This is a genomic window from Streptomyces albidicamelliae, assembly GCF_025642175.1.
In the GTDB taxonomy this organism is placed as follows: domain Bacteria; phylum Actinomycetota; class Actinomycetes; order Streptomycetales; family Streptomycetaceae; genus Streptomyces; species Streptomyces albidocamelliae.
On the sequence record NZ_CP106795.1, the window covers coordinates 4,360,818 to 4,376,622 of the forward strand.

Sequence of the window (15,805 nt, forward strand, 5' to 3'; positions counted from 1 at the left end):
CCGCCCCCTTCGTCTGTGCCGGGGACCTCTCAGCGCCGGTTCAGGATGTACACCGGCGCTCCGTTCTCCGCCCCGCCCTGCGAGCGGATGCAGGCGTGCCGGCGCAGCAGACGAAGGCATTCGTTCACGCGCCGTACCGAAAGGCCCGTGCGGGCCGCGATGGACTCCAAGGGCTCCCGGAGTTCCCCCTTCTCGACGAGCACCGGCGCGATCACCACGGCGACCGTCCACACGTCCTCCGTCACGGACAGCCGCTGCCGCCAGTCGGCCAGTACGGACTCCGTGGTGGGGTGGGCCCCGGCACGGGCGCCCGGCAGGCCCCCGAGGACCAGCGTGTCGAGCCGGTCGGCGATCCGCTCCATCGCCCGGGCCATGGCCTCCTGAACGGCGAGCGCGGCCTGCTGGGCGGCGAGCATCTCCTTCTGCACGGCGAGGGATTCGCGCTGTGCGACCGCAAGCTCCTCGTCCACCTGGAGGTTGTGGGACTCCAGCCGGACGATGGCCTCGGCGACCTGCTCCGGCATGGCGTAGGCGATGGGGGCACCCGGCTCGGTGGGCTGCACCTCCGCCTCCTGAAGGGTGTAGGAGCCCTCCCGCTGGACGGTTTCGATCACCTCGGCGACCCACTGCTTGAACGGGGCGCAGGCGGCCTTGGTGCAGGCGTTGACGAGCAGGACGAGACCTTGCAGAGAGATGATGTTCAGGTCTCGGCGCCACTCCCTACCTGCGGGAATGCTGAGACCGTAACCTCCAGTTAGGGTCTCGAGCGTCTCTCGATGGTCGTCGGGCACATGGTCGGAGAGCGCCTTCTGCGTGTTGCTGTGTCCGAGTTTCCTGCAGACGTCCACCGCCGGGAACCAGTGCTTTCCGTCCGGCATGGTCAGCCGGCGGACGCGGGCTCCGGTCGCCGCGTACACAAAGTCACTGATGTCGATCGCCTCGTGCCGATCGGCCGGACGGGATCGCTTACTGGGTTCGTGCATGTGAACCACCTCCGCCGCGGAACGTAGAGCGGGGAAAAGCGAATATGCCAGCTGCAAAGGTGATATTCACGATTCAGAGTGAAGTTTGCGATCTTCTCACCCCAACGTGCTTATGAATACTTATCCCTGACGTGCAATCAGGGTCGACTGGGGGTCGTGCCAGGGTGATCACCGATAGTGACCGGCATGCCGCTCGCGGCACTCTGGTCACATGCCGAAGACCACTGCGACTCGCCCCGGTTCCCCGCTCCTGCGACGTGCCACCGCTGCCGCCACCGCCGCCGGCGTCGCCGCCCTGGCGGCCGTGGCGGTGGGCGCGCCCGGTGTCGCCCACGCCGCGTCCGTTGCCGCCGCCACGCCCGCGACCGACTTCAGCGACTGCCCCGCACTGCCCGACGGGGTCGACCCGGCCCACTGGAAGTGCGAAGTGCACACCGCCGCTCCCCGTCTGACGATGGGCGAGGTCACGGTGACGCTCGCGCCGATCACCATGACCCACGCCGAGGGCCCCCTGCCGGACGGCGGCAACGGGCAGGTGTGGGGCGCGATGCACGGCGCGCCGACCGCGGTGCCCGGCGTCCGGGGCCTGGCGATACGCCCGGAGTACGGAGGCCGGTCCGACTTCTACACGGGGGAGTTCAGCCTGCGTTTCCGGCTTCTGGGTCCGCTGCTGAAGAAGGGCTGCACCGTGGGGGCGGATGAGCCGGTCGACTTCCGGCTGAAGCGCTCGGGCCCCTCCACGTGGGTCTCCCAGGATCCGCCGGTCATCGAGTTCTCGGCGTACGACGACACCTTCTCCGCCCCCGCGGCCGAGCACTGCGGGCCGCTGACCGGTGCCCTGAACCGCCGCCTCGGCCTGCCCGCGGCCGAGGGGAACCTGATGTCGTACGACGCCTCCTACACCTTCCGGACTTACGACCGGCTGACGGCGAGGCCCTGAGGGGGCCCCGCGCAGGCGCGTGGAGCACAACGGGCCCGCCGCATTCCGCGACGGGCCCGGGTGAGGAGAGCGGGATCAGCCCAGCTTGGCGAAGCCGTAGGTGAGGAGCTTCTTCGCGTCCGCCTCGCGCTGCGGGATGGAGGAGGAGGCGAGGACCGTGCCGATGACCGTCTTGCCGTTGCGGGTGGCGGCGAAGACCAGGCAGTACTTGGCCTCGGGGCCGGAGCCCGTCTTCACGCCGATGGTGCCGCTGTAGCTGCTGAGCAGACCGTTGGTGTTCTTCCAGGTGGCCATGGTGCGGGTGCCACCGGACTTGGTCTGCGTCTTGGCGGTGTACGCCTTGGTCTTGACGACCGTGCGGAACGTGGCGCTCTTCATCGCGCTGCTGGCGATCTTCGTCAGGTCGCGCGGCGTCGAGTAGTTGTTGCCGTTGCCGATGCCGTCGAAGGAGTCGAAGTGGGTGTTCTTCAGACCCAGGTTCTTGGCGGCGGTGTTCATCTTGCCGATGAAGTTGCTCACGCGCGCGGCACGGGTGGAGCCGGAGCCGTACTTGTCGGCGAGCGCGTAGGCGGCGTCGCAGCCGGACGGCAGCATCAGGCCGTACAGCAGCTGGCGGACGGTGACCTTGTCGCCGACGATCAGATGCGCCTGGGAGGCGTTGTTCTTGACGACGTAGTCGCTGTACGCCTTCTGGATCGTCACCTTGGAGTCGAGGTTGAGGTTCGACTGGGCGAGCACGACCTTGGCGGTCATGATCTTGGTGGTGGAGCCGGTGGACAGCTGCGTGTCCGCCTTCTTGGTGTACAGCGACGCACCGTTCGCGTTGTTCATCGCGTAGCCGCCCTTGGCCACGATCGACGGGACGGTGACGGCCTGCGCGGGTGCCGCCGTGAGGGCGCCGGTGGCGAGCAGCGCGCCGGAGGAGACGGCGACGGCAGCGGCTTTGCGGATGCGGGTGCCCTTAATGCCGGTAATCAAAGCGAAATACCCCGATTGTCTTGAATGCCCCTGTGGTGCGGCCGAGTTGAGGTGGCACGAGAGTGGTGCCGCACGTGTGTGACACGTAAGTAGCACAGAAGGTTGTGCGGTCGCTGCGGGGGATTTTCATCACGTCCGCATGATGGACGCCGCGCCCGCATGAGTGCGTGTTGTATCTATCCTGTCGGCATGAACACGGCCGTCCAGCAGACCGCCCCCCGGTCCCTCAAACAGCCACCCGCCGCCGACCGCGTCTACGCCCACGTCAAGCAGGGCGTCCTCGACCGCCGCTACGAGGGCGGCACCCTCCTCACCGAGGGCGAGCTCGCCGAGGCCGTCGGCGTCTCGCGCACGCCCGTCCGGGAGGCCCTGCTGCGCCTGGAGGTCGAGGGTCTGATCCGGCTCTACCCGAAGAAGGGCGCCCTGGTGCTGCCCGTCTCGGCGCAGGAGATCGCCGACGTGGTGGAGACCCGGCTGCTGGTGGAGGAGCACGCGGCCCGCAAGGCCGTACCCGCCCCGCCGGCCCTGCTGGAGCGGCTCACGGAGCTGCTGGAGCGGCAGAAGACGCAGGCGGCCGCCGGTGACTTCGCCGCCGCCGCCGTCACCGACCGGTGCTTCCACGCCGAGATCGTGCGCAGCGGCGGCAACGAGATCCTCTCCCGGCTGTACGACCAGCTCCGCGACCGTCAGCTGCGGATGGGCGTCGCCGTCATGCACTCGCACCCCGACCGGATCGCCAAGACGCTCGCCGAGCACGAGGAGATCCTCGAGGCGCTGCGCGCCGGGGACGCGGAGGCGGCCGTCGGCGTCGTGCACCGGCACGTGGGCTGGTTCTCGCACCTCGCACGAGGGGAGGTCCGGTGACGAACGCCACCCTTCCGGGTGATCCGCCGGGCGGTCGCCGGGCGATCGCCGTGTGGTCCATAGGCGTGGCCGTCTACTTCGTGGCCGTCATCTTCCGCACCTCGCTGGGTGTGGCGGGACTGGACGCCGCCGACCGTTTCCACGTCAACGCCTCCGCGCTGTCGACGTTCTCCATCCTCCAGCTGCTGGTCTACGCCGGCATGCAGATACCCGTGGGCCTGCTGGTCGACCGCCTCGGTACGAAGAAGGTGCTGAGCATCGGCGCCGTGCTGTTCACGGCGGGGCAGCTGGGCTTCGCCTTCTCCCCTTCCTACGGCACCGCGCTCGCCTCCCGCGCGCTGCTGGGCTGCGGAGACGCGATGACCTTCATCAGCGTGCTGCGGCTGGGCACCCGCTGGTTCCCGGCCCGCCGCGGGCCCCTGGTCGCCCAGCTCGCCGGCCTGGTCGGCATGGCGGGCAACCTGGTCTCCACCCTGGTGCTCGCCCGGCTGCTGCACGGCATCGGCTGGACCCCGGCGTTCGCGGGCAGCGCGCTCGCCGGGGTGATCGTCCTGGTCCTGACACTGTTCTTCCTCAAGGACCACCCGGAGGGGCACGAGCCCGAGCCCTTCCCGCACCAGGGCGCCGCCTACGTCCGCCGGCAGATCGCCGCGTCCTGGCGCGAGCCCGGCACCCGGCTCGGCCTGTGGGTGCACTTCACCACGCAGTTCCCGGCGATGGTGTTCCTGCTGCTGTGGGGCCTGCCGTTCCTGGTGCAGGCGCAGGGCCTCAGCCGGGCCACGGCCGGCGAACTGCTCACCCTGGTCGTCCTGTCCAACATGGTGGTCGGCCTGGTCTACGGCCAGATCGTCGCCCGGCACCACGCGGCGCGGCTGCCGCTCGCGCTCTGCACGGTGGGGGCGACCGCGCTGGTGTGGGCGGCGACGCTGGCGTACCCCGGGGACCACGCGCCGATGTGGCTGCTGCTGGTCCTCTGCACGGTGCTCGGCGCCTGCGGCCCCGCCTCGATGCTCGGCTTCGACTTCGCCCGGCCCGCCAATCCGCCCGAGCGGCAGGGCACCGCGTCCGGCATCACCAACATGGGTGGCTTCGTCGCCTCCATGACGACGCTGTTCGCGATCGGCGTCCTGCTGGACGCCACCGGTGACGACTACACCGTGGCCTTCTCCGCGGTCTTCGTGCTGCAGGCACTGGGCATCACCCAGATCCTCCGGCTGCGGGGGCGGGCGGCCCGCCGGGAGCGGGAGCGGCTGGTGGCGAGCCGGGTCGAGACGGTGCACGTCCCCGCCGCCTGAACCGGACGCCCCCGCGCGGGCGTCAGCGCACGACCGGGACGAGGGTGAGATAGGCGAGGCCGAGGACACCGCGGTAGTGCATCCACTGTCCGCGGTGGCGGTCCAGGCGCTCCCGGGTCTCGGCGGCCAGCGGATGGTCCGGGTGGGCGGCCAGCCAGACCTCCGTGTCCGCCTGGTAGGCCGACTCGAACTCCTCCCACTCCCCGGCCCCGGCCGTCTCGGTCCACTCCGGCCGGAAGCCGGCCTGGACGGCCAGGTCGAGGACGGTCGCGAGGTCGTGGTGGTCGTCGGCGCGCGCGCCCGGCCACATGCCGGACAGCTCGGTCAGGGTGGGCGGGCGCTGCCAGAACCCCTCGCCGAGCAGCACCCGCCCGCCGTCGGTCACCAGCCGGCGCAGCTCGCGCAGCACCTCCGCGGTGCCCGGCTCGGCCGTGCTCAGCGCCTGGCCCGAGCCGACGCACAGCACCACGTCGGCGGGCCCGCGCCGGGTCCCCAGCGCGGACTCCTCGACGAACTCCGTCCGGTCCGCTAGCCCGCGTGCCTCGGCGTTCCGCCGCGCCCGCTCCAGGTCGGTGCCGTTGATGTCGACACCGGTGCCCTTCGCGTCCGGTACGGCGGCCAGCACCCGGAGCAGCAGCTCCGCCCAGCCGCAGCCGATGTCCAGCACGGTCCGGGGCCGGTTCGCCGCGAGCCGCTGGACGATCCCGGCCGCGCGGGCCTCGGACAGGGGGCTGTGGAAGGTGAGGCGGCCCAGACGGGGCGGGGTGTCGGTCATGCCGGGACGCTAGGCGATCTCCGTACCGGCACACCACCGGATTCCGGCCGGACGGAAGGCGGAAGCGGCCGGAGGGGCCCTTCCGCGCGGGCGCCCGGCCCGCCTACGGGGTCACCGCGAAGTGGCGCAGGATCGCCGCCGCCAGATCCGGGTCCCCCTCCGTCTTCACCCGGTCCGCGGCCGACTCCGGGGAGATCCGGCCGCAGGCGAGGCGGACGTACGTCTCCCAGTCGAGGGTGAGGGCGACCGCGGGGCCGAGCGCCGGGGCGGTCTCCAGGGTGCCGCGGCCCTGGATGTCGACGCGGACGGTGCGCAGGAACTCCACCGGGCCGTGTACGTCGATCACGACGGCCGAACTGCGCGGTGCGTCCGCGTCCTTGGCGACCACCTTGGGCAGCGCTTCCAGCAGCAGGTCCCGTGCGACATGGGCGCCCGGCGAGTCGAGGCCGCCGGGCCGGCCGAGGGCGGCGCGCAGGTCCTGCTCGTGCACCCACACATCGAAGGCCCGCATGCGGTAGGCCTGTTCGAGGGTGACCTCCGTGCCCAGCGGGCCGCGCACCATGGTGCCGGGGTCCCGGGACTCGTTGCGCAGCTGGCGGTTGCGGCGGATGACCGTGTACTCCAGCTCGGCCGTCATCTCGGGCGCCGTGTGGTGGCGGCGGACGTCGACCTGTATCTCCGTGTAGCGCTGGTGCTCGGTCGTGACGTGGAAGAGGTCGCGGGGCAGGGAGTGGATGGGCCGGGGGTCGCCGAGCATCTCGCAGTCCATGCCGATCACATGGGACACGATGTCCCGCACCGACCAGCCGGGGCAGGGGGTGCGCCGGTTCCACTCTCCGTCCGGGAGCGACTGCACCATCTCGGATATCGCGTCGATGGAGTGGGTCCAGGCGTCGGCGTAGGGCTGGAGGGTGGGATGCAGACTCACGGAAACGGGACCCCTCGGCGTTTGGTACACGGGCAGGTTGTGGCGGCGTTGCCAGTGGGCGGTGGCTGCTCTCGGCGGTGTTCTGGGACTCCCCCGGGTTCTCGGCCGTGCTCGAACCCGAGGGGACCCCAAGTTACGCTGCTGTGAGGCACCCCGGCAGTGCTTTCGTGTGACGATCGTAGGCCTGTTGGACGACTCCAATGCCAGGACGGTGGTAGTGTGCGCGCCTCGCTGATCCAGATCGCCGTGGACGAGGACGAATCGGTCGAGGCCCGGCGGCAGCGTGCCGCCGCGCTCGTGCGCGAGCAGGCCGGTGCCGACCTCGTGGTTCTGCCCGAGCTGTGGACCACCGGCGCCTTCGCCTACGAGGAGTTCGGCCGGGAGGCCGAGCCGCTCGAGGGGCCGACGTACGACGTCATGGCCAAGGCGGCGAGCGACGCGGGCGTGTGGCTGCACGCCGGGTCCATTCCCGAGCGGGATCCCGAGGGTCCCCTCTACAACACCTCCCTCGTCTTCTCCCCCTCCGGTGAGCTGGCCGCGGCCTACCGCAAGATCCACCGCTTCGGCTTCGACAAGGGCGAGGCCGTGCTGATGGGCGCGGGGCGGGAGCTGGTGACGGTCCGGCTGCCGGGGACCACGCTCGGCGTGGCCACCTGCTACGACCTCCGTTTCCCCGAACTCTTCCGCGGACTGGCCGACGCCGGCGCCGAGGTGCTGGTGATCCCGGCGGGCTGGCCCGAGCGGCGGCGTGCGCACTGGACGCTGCTGGCTCAGGCGCGGGCGGTGGAGAACCAGGCGTTCGTGCTCGCCTGTGGAACGGCCGGGACGCATGCGGGAGTTCCGCAGGCGGGTCACTCGATCGTGGTGGATCCCTGGGGCGAGGTGCTCGCGCAGGCCGGAGCGGGCGAGGAGGTCCTCACGGTGGAGTTCGACCCGGCGAAGGTGGCGACCACCCGCGACCAGTTCCCGGCCCTGAAGGACCGCGTCCTCGGCCTGGCACCACCCCACCACCACGACTGACCACCGTCGGGCCCGGCCGACCCCCCGCCGGTGCCCCGGCCTTGCCGAGCGGCCCTCGCCGACGGGACCGGTCCTCCGCCGGCGGGGGACCGGCCTTTCGACGCCGCCACCGATGGTGGGAGTCGGCTCTCCCGAGCGGCCCTCGCAGGGACGCGCCGCCGGGACTGCCCGTGGGCCATGCGCGGCCGGGGGCTGCTCGTGGGCTCGGGGCGGGAAGCGGCCCTGTCCCGACGCCCCCCGGGACTCGGCGCTGGGAGCGCCGCGGGCTCGGAGCCAGGCGCGGGGAGAGCCCTGGGCAGGGCAGATCGTCGAGCGGGTGCACGCCGGTACCCGCCGGAGGAGGCGGCGCGGAGCCCATGGGGCAGCCCCCGCCCCCAGCCGCACCTAGCCCACGGGGCAGCCCTCGGCCCCCCTGCCCCCTGCTCGCGCTCAGTCCCGTTCCTCCCCCTCCCCCTCCTTCTCCGCCAGGTGGATCACGCATACCGCCACGGCGATGAGCAGGGCCGGGTCGGCGTCGTCGCGTACGACGTCGACTCCGTAGGTGTCGCGGAGGGAGAGCCAGCGCCGGGAGATCACCGCGAGGAGTTCGCCCTCGTACTCGACGGCGAACTCGCGGTCCAGGATCTTGCCGCTGACGTCCAGCTCGGTGCCGTCCACCAGGGAGACCCGGTAGTGGTTGCGCAGCAGCGACAGCCGCTTGCGCTTGATCCGGGCCAGCCCTTCGCCGTCCCGTTCGATCACCATGGTGTCGCGCAGGGCGAACATCTTCTGGTGGATGTCGATCAGGACCCGCCCCTGGGTGTCCTTCAGCTCGAAGGTGTCGCGCAGCCGCATCGCCTTGCCGTCGACGAGGAACACCTTCCGGCCGTGCTCGTCCTCGATCCACCAGTCGTCGCCGATGCCGAGGATGCGGTCGCGTACGAGGAATCTCATGCCGTAACCGTTCCCCGGCGGCGCGTGATCGTCACGGTGCCGGGAGAAGTGGGCGAAATACCCGTGAGCGGGCCAGCCGCCGGGCGGAAATAGCGCAGGCCGGTGCCGTGGTTGGGGGAAGCATGGCGAAGCGCGTACGTGTCCGTTCCCCCGAGCTGACCGGTGGCGGCGGCTGGATCAACACCGGTGGGGAGGAGCTGAGGCTCGCCGACTTCCGGGGGCGCGTACTGATCCTGGACTTCTGGACCTTCTGCTGCATCAACTGCCTGCACGTCCTCGACGAACTCCGGGAGTTGGAGGAGAGGCACCGGGACACGGTGGTGGTCGTCGGGGTGCACTCGCCGAAGTTCGCGCACGAGGCCGAGCACCGAGCGGTCGTGGACGCCGTCGAGCGCTACGGCGTGGAGCACCCGGTGCTGGACGATCCCGACCTCGCCACCTGGAAGCAGTACGCGGTCCGCGCCTGGCCGACGCTCGTCGTGATCGACCCCGAGGGGTACGTCGTCGCCCAGCACGCCGGCGAGGGGCACGTGCACGCCATCGAGCGGCTGGTCGAGGAGCTGGAGGCCGAGCACGAGGCGAAGGGCACCCTGCGCCGCGGTGACAGCCCGTACGTGCCGCCGGAGCCCGAGCCGACCACCCTGCGTTTCCCGGGCAAATTGCTGCTCCTGCCGTCCGGGAACCTCCTGGTCAGCGACACCACACGGCACCAGCTGGTGGAGCTGGCGGAGGACGCCGAGACCGTCGTGCGGCGCATCGGCTCCGGTGCGCGCGGCTTCGCCGACGGCGGCCCGGGCGAGGCCGCCTTCAACGAGCCGCAGGGCCTCGCGCTCCTCGGCGACGGCGCGGTCGTCGTCGCCGACACCGTCAACCACGCCCTGCGCCGGCTCGACCTGGCCACGGGGGCCGTGACCACCCTGGCCGGTACCGGCCGCCAGTGGTGGCGGGGTTCGGCGACCTCCGGCCCGGCCCGCGGGACGGACCTGTCGTCGCCGTGGGACGTGGCCGTGTTCGGCGGCAGGGTGTGGATCGCCATGGCGGGGGTGCACCAGCTGTGGACGTACGACCCGGAGACCGGGACGGTCGCCGCGGCGGCCGGCACCACCGACGGGGGCCTGGTCGACGGGCCGGGCGCCGAAGCCTGGTTCGCGCAGCCCTCCGGTCTCGCGGCCACCGCCGAGCGGCTGTGGGTCGCCGACTCCGAGACCTCCGCGCTGCGCTGGGTGGACCGGGACGGGCACGTACGGACGGCGGTGGGCACCGGTCTGTTCGACTTCGGTCACCGGGACGGCCCGGCGGCCGAGGCGCTGCTGCAGCACCCGCTGGGCGTCACCGCCCTGCCGGACGGCTCGGTCGCCGTCGCCGACACCTACAACCACGCCCTGCGCCGCTACGACCCGGCCACCGGTGAGGTCACCACGCTCGCCACCGATCTGCGCGAGCCCAGCGACGCCGTACTCGTCGGATCGGACCTCGTGGTGGTCGAGTCGGCCCGGCACCGGCTCACCCGGCTGCGGCTGCCCGAGGAGGCGGTCAGGGCCGACGCTGTCGCCCACGGCACGCGGCGTGCGGCGACCGCGGTCGCTCCGGGCGCGCTCCGCCTCGACGTGATCTTCGAGGCGCCCGCGGGCCGGAAGCTGGACACCCGCCACGGTCCCCCGACCCGGCTGCTGGTCTCCTCGACCCCGCCCGAGCTGCTGCTCAGGGGCGAGGGGGCGGACACGGACCTCTCCCGCGAGCTGGAGCTGAACCCGGCCGTCGGGGAGGGCGTCCTGCACGTCTCGGCCATGGCGGCGAGCTGCGACGACGACTCCGCCGCCGCATACCCCGCGTGCCACGTCCACCAGCGGGACTGGGGCGTCCCGGTCCGCCTCGCCGAGGGCGCCGCGGACCGGCTGCCCCTGGTGCTGGAGGGGATGGACGCGGGCTAGGGGGCTTCGTCTGGATCAGCCCGGGTCCGTGACGCCCGGCACGGCACCTCGCCGCGTTGTCGGACCACCCGAGTACGTCCAGTACGCGGGTGATCCTCCGCCTTGCGACGCACCGCGCCGGACGCCGCGGCCTGATCCGACCTGATCCAGACGAAACCCCCTGGTGGCCCGGTCCGGGAGCCGGCCGCGTGCGGGCCGGCTCACCCGCCGGGATGGATCTCCGCGTCCGATGGGCGCGACCCGGCTCGTGGCGGCCGGACCTGTGTGCGAGCGGTCGCGGCACCGGGGGACCTGGACCCCTCCTCCAGCGGTGACGGCCTGGTCCTCACCGGCCTCGACCAGGCCAACGACGTGGCGCTGCAGTCCGACGGCAGGATCGTCTCCGTCCGCGCGGGCGGCGGCCGGGACACCGTCCACGGCGACTTCGGCGACGACTACGCCGACGGCGGCCTCGGCGACGACACGCTGTACGGCGGTCCGGGCGACGACACCCTGACCGGCTCGTCCGGCAACGACCGTCTGATCACCACGGACGGGGTGGCCGGCAACGACACGGCGAACGGCGGCACGGGTCTCGACTCCTGCACCACCGACTCCGGTGACACCCGGGTCAGTTGTCCCTGACCGTGCCTCTCACCCGCGGGTGGGACATCACCCGCGGGTGGACGACGACGGCGTGACTTATACGCCGTACCCGTCGCGGTAGCCCTCGGTGTACCCGTCGGCGCGGCGGTGGTGCAGGGGTTCCTCCTCCACCACCGGCGTCGTCGGGGGCACGACCACCCTGCGGCGCCGGGCGATTCCGCTGAACGTGGCGACGCCGATCAGGCCGACGGCCATCAGGATCACGCCGACGATGGTGAGGTTGACGCCGTGCATCTGCCAGTCGGTCGCGAACGTGAGGATGGCCCCCACGGCGATGAGGATGATGCATCCTCCGAGCCCCATGAGAAGTCGCCTCCCCTTTTCGGTTCCGGAATCTCCGGTGGCAACCGGGTACCCGGCGCGGCTTGGGGCATGCCCACGACGGACGGTGACGACAACTCAGGCGTGCCGAGGGGCCCTGAGGCGGGGCGGCGGTCAGCCCTCCAGGAACGCGGTCAGGGCGTTCGCCAGGTGGAACGGGTCGTCGGCGCCGCAGAGTTCGCGGACGCTGTGCATGGAGAGGATCGCCACGCCGATGTCGACCGTGCGGATCCCGTGCCGGGCCGCGGTGATGGGTCCGATGGTGGTGCCGCACGGCATGGAGTTGTTGGAGACGAAGGACTGGAACGGGACGTCCGCCCGCTCGCAGGCGGCGGCGAACACCGCGCGGCCCGAACCGTCCGTGGCGTAGCGGTTGTTGACGTTGACCTTGAGGATGGGGCCGCCGTTGACCCGCGGGTGGTGCGTCGGGTCGTGCCGCTCCGCGTAGTTGGGGTGGACGGCGTGCCCGGTGTCGGAGGACAGGCAGACCGTGCCGGCGAAGGCGCGCGCCCGGTCCTCGTACGACCCGCCGCGCGCGAACACCGAGCGCTCCAGGGCCGTGCCCAGCAGCGGGCCGTCCGCGCCGGTGTCGGACTGGGAGCCGTTCTCCTCGTGGTCGAAGGCGGCCAGCACGGGGATGCGGGTGAGCTCGGCCCCGGAGGTCGCGGCGGCCACCAGGGCGGCGACGCCGGCGTGCACGGACAGCAGGTTGTCCATGCGCGGGCCGGCCACCAGTTCCCGGTCGCGGCCCAGGTAGGCGGGCGGCTCCACCGGGTACGTCATCAGGTCCCAGCCGGTCACCGAGCCGGTCTCCAGTCCGGCCTCCTGCTCCAGGAAGGCGATCAGGTCGCCGTCCAGGACGTCGTCGCCGAGGCCCCAGACCGGCTGGAGGTGCCGCTGCTTGTCGAGCTTGAGCCCGTCGGTGCCGACCGTGCGGTCCAGGTGGATGGCGAGCTGGGGGACCCGCAGCAGCGGCCGGTCGACGTCGGCCAGCACGGTGGAGCCGTCGCGCAGGGTGAGCCGGCCGGCCAGGCCGAGGTCCCGGTCCAGCCAGGAGTTCAGCAGCGGGCCGCCGTAGATCTCCACGGCCACCTGGCGCCAGCCGTGCGCCCCACTGTCCGGGCGCGGCTTGATCCGCAGGTTCGGGGAGTCGGTGTGGGCGCCGATGATGTGGAAGGGGGTGTGCGGCGCGGCGTCCTCGGGCACGAACCAGGCCACGATCGCGCCGCCGCGCAGCAGGTACTTGCCGCCGCTCGTCCCGTCCCAGGCGTCCGTCTCGGCGACCTGACGAAAGCCCGCCTTCTCCAGCCGCTCGGCGGTGTTCGCCACGGCGTGGTACGGCGAGGGGCTTGCCGCCAGGAAGGACATCAGGTCGTCGGTGTGGCCGCGGTCGAAGCGGGCTGGTGCGCTCATGGGTTCACCTTAACGACGTGCACGGGCCCGCTCCCTGGAATGGGGAGCGGGCCCGTGCGGGGTATCGACGGGGACGTCCGGAACGTCGGTAACGCGGCCCCGGCCGGTCGGGAGCGGGTCCCGACCGGTCCGCGGCGCGGCGTCGCCGGCCGGTGGACGCGGCCTCGCCGGGACTAGAAGGCGGCCTCGTCCAGCTCCATGAGGTCCAGCTCGACACCGGCGGCGATCTTGCGGGCGAGGGTGACGCCCGGCAGGACGTTCGCCGCGAAGAACTTCGCCGCGGCGATCTTGCCGGTGTAGAACGCCTTGTCCTTCGCCGAGGCGGTGGCCAGCTTCTCGGCGGCGATCGCGGCGCCCCTGAGCAGCAGGTAGCCGACGACGACGTCACCGGAGGCCATGAGCAGGCGGGTGGTGTTCAGGCCCACCTTGTAGATGTTCTTGGTGTCCTGCTCGGTGGCGGCGAGGTCGGTCAGCATGAGGCCGACGATCGCCTCCAGCTCCACGGCCGCCTTGGCGAGGTGCTCGCGGGCGCCGGACAGCTCCTCGCCACCGGTGCCGAGCGCCAGGAACTTCTTGATGTCCTCGGCGAGGGAGTTCAGCGCGGCGCCCTGGTTGCGGACGATCTTCCGGAAGAAGAAGTCCTGGCCCTGGATCGCCGTGGTGCCCTCGTAGAGGGTGTCGATCTTGGAGTCCCGGATGTACTGCTCGATCGGGTACTCCTGGAGGAAGCCGGAGCCGCCGAAGGTCTGCAGCGACTGGGCGAGCTGCTCGTAGCCCTTCTCGGAGCCGTAGCCCTTGACGATGGGCAGGAGCAGGTCGTTCAGCGCCTCCTCGGCCGAGGCGTCCTCGCCGTTCGCCTCCTTGAGCTGGATGGCGTCCTGGATGGAGGCGGTGTGGAGCACGAGGGCGCGCATGCCCTCCGCGTACGCCTTCTGCGTCATCAGCGAGCGGCGCACGTCGGGGTGGTGGGTGATGGTGACCTTGGGCGCGGTCTTGTCCATGAAGTTGGCCAGGTCCGGGCCCTGGACGCGCTCCTTGGCGTACTCCAGCGCGTTGAGGTAGCCGGTGGAGAGCGTGGAGATCGCCTTCGTGCCGACCATCATGCGGGCGAACTCGATGATGCGGAACATCTGGCGGATGCCGTCGTGCTTGTCGCCGATCAGCCAGCCCTTGGCGGGGTGCTTGTCGCCGAAGGTCATCTCGCACGTGTTGGAGGCCTTGAGGCCCATCTTGTGCTCGACGTTGGTGGCGTAGGCGCCGTTGCGCTCGCCCAGCTCGCCGGTCTCGAAGTCGAAGAGGTACTTCGGGACGAGGAAGAGGGACAGGCCCTTGGTGCCGGGGCCGGCGCCCTCGGGGCGGGCGAGGACGTAGTGGAGGATGTTCTCCTCCATGTCGTGCTCACCGGAGGTGATGAAGCGCTTCACGCCCTCGATGTGCCAGGAGCCGTCCTCCTGCTGGATCGCCCTGGTGCGGCCGGCGCCCACGTCGGAGCCCGCGTCGGGCTCGGTGAGCACCATCGTGGAGCCCCACTGCTTCTCCACGGCGACCTTGGCGATGTGCTTCTGGACCTCGTTGCCCTCCTCGAAGAGGATGCCGGCGAACGCGGGGCCCGAGGAGTACATCCACACGGCCGGGTTGGCGCCCAGGATCAGCTCGGCGTAGGCCCAGATCAGGGAGCGGGGCGAGGTGGTGCCGCCGATCTCCTCGGGCAGGCCGAGCCGCCAGTACTCGGAGTCCATGAAGGCCTTGTAGCTCTTCTTGAAGGACGCCGGGACCGGCGCGGTGTTGGTCTCCGGGTCGAAGACCGGCGGGTTGCGGTCGGCGTCGGCGAAGGACTCGGCCAGCTCGTTCTCGGAGAGGCGGGTCAGCTCCTCCAGGACGCTCTTGGCGGTCTCGACGTCCATCTCCTCGAACGGGCCGGTGCCGTACACCTTGTCGCGCCCCAGTACTTCGAAGAGGTTGAACTCGATGTCGCGGAGATTCGACTTGTAGTGCCCCATGGCGACTGCTCCGTTGAGGGATCGGCGAGGCACTGACTCCTCGCATCTGGTTCACGTACCAACAAGTAGCTACGATGATGCTACCCGTCGGTAATAAGAAGCAACCCCTGCCCTGCCAAGTGTGAGAAGGGTCTACTCCACCCTCCTCAGGTGCAGCCCCCGCGGCCGCTACGGTATTCCGGCGGAAGGCGGGTGACCGGCCGGTTTTCTCCGGTGGGGGGAAGGGGGCGGCCGGCGCCGCGCGCGCTCGGTACTCTTGCGCGCATGTACGGATACGGCCAGCCCATGGACGGTGGCGCCGCGCAGCAGGGGTACGTGCCGCCGCAGCAGCAGATGCCGGGCGGTGTCGGGGGGTACGGCCAGCAGCCGCCGCTCTATCCCGAGCCGTCCCCGCCCTCGCTCGCGGACGCGGTGCGCGCGTTCACCACGGGCTCGATGGCCGCCGAGGACTTCCAGCAGATCTTCGCCACGTCGAAGGTGTACTGCCCGCGCGGTGACACCCCCGGTTTCCTGGCCCTGCACAACACCCAGCAGCCGGTGATCCCGATGTTCACCTCCCTCAAGGAGCTGCGGCGATACGCGGGCAAGGAGTCCAAGTACTTCGTGATCACCGGCGCCGAGGTGATCGATCTGCTGCCCACCGGCTACGGGTTCGTTCTGGACATGGAGGGCGAGCACCGCATGGTGTTCGACGCCAAGGCGGTCGAGCAGATGGTCGAATTCGCCATGCGCCGCATGTACGGCGGCGTCTGAACCGTTCAGACCCCGTGGCGGGCCCG

General features: G+C 71.3%; 15 protein-coding genes. 7 read left to right on the forward strand and 8 right to left on the reverse strand.

What is annotated here, in order from left to right; translation table 11 throughout:
• Window positions 1–29: 29 nt before the first annotated feature.
• Window positions 30–983 carry a BRO-N domain-containing protein gene (locus N8I86_RS20100; RefSeq protein WP_263278365.1) on the reverse strand — a complete coding sequence of 318 codons (954 nt, stop codon included), beginning with the start codon at window positions 981–983 and terminating at the stop codon, window positions 30–32.
• Window positions 984–1,194: 211 nt separating this feature from the next.
• Here N8I86_RS20100 and N8I86_RS20105 point away from each other — a divergent pair, with 211 nt between their 5' ends.
• Window positions 1,195–1,923: a hypothetical protein gene (locus tag N8I86_RS20105; protein WP_263278366.1), complete on the forward strand. Its 729-nt coding sequence runs from the start codon at window positions 1,195–1,197 to the stop codon at window positions 1,921–1,923.
• A 75-nt stretch (window positions 1,924–1,998) separates the two neighbouring features.
• Here N8I86_RS20105 and N8I86_RS20110 read toward each other — a convergent pair whose 3' ends face one another.
• Window positions 1,999–2,901: a D-alanyl-D-alanine carboxypeptidase family protein gene (locus N8I86_RS20110; RefSeq protein ID WP_263278367.1), complete on the reverse strand. Its 903-nt coding sequence runs from the start codon at window positions 2,899–2,901 to the stop codon at window positions 1,999–2,001.
• Window positions 2,902–3,090: 189 nt separating this feature from the next.
• Between N8I86_RS20110 and N8I86_RS20115 the strand changes: the two genes are divergently transcribed.
• Together N8I86_RS20115 and N8I86_RS20120 are read left to right on the forward strand one after the other, a co-directional pair.
• Complete coding sequence (locus tag N8I86_RS20115; RefSeq protein ID WP_123437301.1) at window positions 3,091–3,765, forward strand: GntR family transcriptional regulator; 675 nt, start codon at window positions 3,091–3,093, stop codon at window positions 3,763–3,765.
• Complete coding sequence (locus N8I86_RS20120) at window positions 3,762–5,060, forward strand: MFS transporter (RefSeq protein WP_073887500.1); 1,299 nt, start codon at window positions 3,762–3,764, stop codon at window positions 5,058–5,060. The genes N8I86_RS20115 and N8I86_RS20120 overlap by 4 nt, the downstream gene beginning before the upstream one ends.
• A gap of 22 nt (window positions 5,061–5,082) precedes the next feature.
• Here the strand turns inward: N8I86_RS20120 and N8I86_RS20125 are convergent, their stop codons facing one another.
• Both N8I86_RS20125 and N8I86_RS20130 read right to left on the reverse strand, forming a co-directional pair.
• Complete coding sequence (locus tag N8I86_RS20125; RefSeq protein ID WP_263278368.1) at window positions 5,083–5,835, reverse strand: SAM-dependent methyltransferase; 753 nt, start codon at window positions 5,833–5,835, stop codon at window positions 5,083–5,085.
• Window positions 5,836–5,938: 103 nt separating this feature from the next.
• On the reverse strand, window positions 5,939–6,763 hold the full coding sequence (locus N8I86_RS20130; protein WP_073887502.1) for a maleylpyruvate isomerase family mycothiol-dependent enzyme: 825 nt from the start codon (window positions 6,761–6,763) through the stop codon (window positions 5,939–5,941).
• A 219-nt stretch (window positions 6,764–6,982) separates the two neighbouring features.
• On the opposite strand from N8I86_RS20130, the gene N8I86_RS20135 reads away from it, so the two are divergent.
• A complete protein-coding gene (locus N8I86_RS20135) occupies window positions 6,983–7,783 on the forward strand; it encodes a carbon-nitrogen family hydrolase (protein ID WP_073887503.1) in 801 nt (266 codons plus the stop codon).
• Window positions 7,784–8,212: 429 nt separating this feature from the next.
• Here the strand turns inward: N8I86_RS20135 and N8I86_RS20140 are convergent, their stop codons facing one another.
• Entirely contained in the window at window positions 8,213–8,716 is a 504-nt protein-coding gene (locus tag N8I86_RS20140; RefSeq protein ID WP_123437296.1) for an LURP-one-related/scramblase family protein, read from the reverse strand.
• Between the two features lie 122 nt (window positions 8,717–8,838).
• On the opposite strand from N8I86_RS20140, the gene N8I86_RS20145 reads away from it, so the two are divergent.
• Together N8I86_RS20145 and N8I86_RS20150 are read left to right on the forward strand one after the other, a co-directional pair.
• Window positions 8,839–10,647 carry an NHL domain-containing thioredoxin family protein gene (locus tag N8I86_RS20145; RefSeq protein WP_263278369.1) on the forward strand — a complete coding sequence of 603 codons (1,809 nt, stop codon included), beginning with the start codon at window positions 8,839–8,841 and terminating at the stop codon, window positions 10,645–10,647.
• 264 nt (window positions 10,648–10,911) lie between these two features.
• Window positions 10,912–11,271 carry a calcium-binding protein gene (locus tag N8I86_RS20150; protein WP_263278370.1) on the forward strand — a complete coding sequence of 120 codons (360 nt, stop codon included), beginning with the start codon at window positions 10,912–10,914 and terminating at the stop codon, window positions 11,269–11,271.
• A 57-nt stretch (window positions 11,272–11,328) separates the two neighbouring features.
• On the opposite strand, the gene N8I86_RS20155 is transcribed toward N8I86_RS20150, so the two are convergent.
• The 3 genes from N8I86_RS20155 to N8I86_RS20165 all read right to left on the reverse strand — a co-directional run bounded on the left by N8I86_RS20155 (window position 11,329) and on the right by N8I86_RS20165 (window position 15,026).
• The gene (locus N8I86_RS20155; RefSeq protein ID WP_073887509.1) at window positions 11,329–11,595 is read right to left on the reverse strand and encodes a DUF6458 family protein; all 267 of its coding nucleotides are present in this window, start codon (window positions 11,593–11,595) and stop codon (window positions 11,329–11,331) included.
• A gap of 132 nt (window positions 11,596–11,727) precedes the next feature.
• Window positions 11,728–13,026 carry a M18 family aminopeptidase gene (locus N8I86_RS20160; protein WP_073887536.1) on the reverse strand — a complete coding sequence of 433 codons (1,299 nt, stop codon included), beginning with the start codon at window positions 13,024–13,026 and terminating at the stop codon, window positions 11,728–11,730.
• A gap of 173 nt (window positions 13,027–13,199) precedes the next feature.
• The gene (locus tag N8I86_RS20165) at window positions 13,200–15,026 is read right to left on the reverse strand and encodes an acyl-CoA dehydrogenase (RefSeq protein WP_263278371.1); all 1,827 of its coding nucleotides are present in this window, start codon (window positions 15,024–15,026) and stop codon (window positions 13,200–13,202) included.
• A 264-nt stretch (window positions 15,027–15,290) separates the two neighbouring features.
• Between N8I86_RS20165 and N8I86_RS20170 the strand changes: the two genes are divergently transcribed.
• On the forward strand, window positions 15,291–15,779 hold the full coding sequence (locus N8I86_RS20170) for an SseB family protein (RefSeq protein ID WP_073887538.1): 489 nt from the start codon (window positions 15,291–15,293) through the stop codon (window positions 15,777–15,779).
• Window positions 15,780–15,805: the final 26 nt, after the last annotated feature.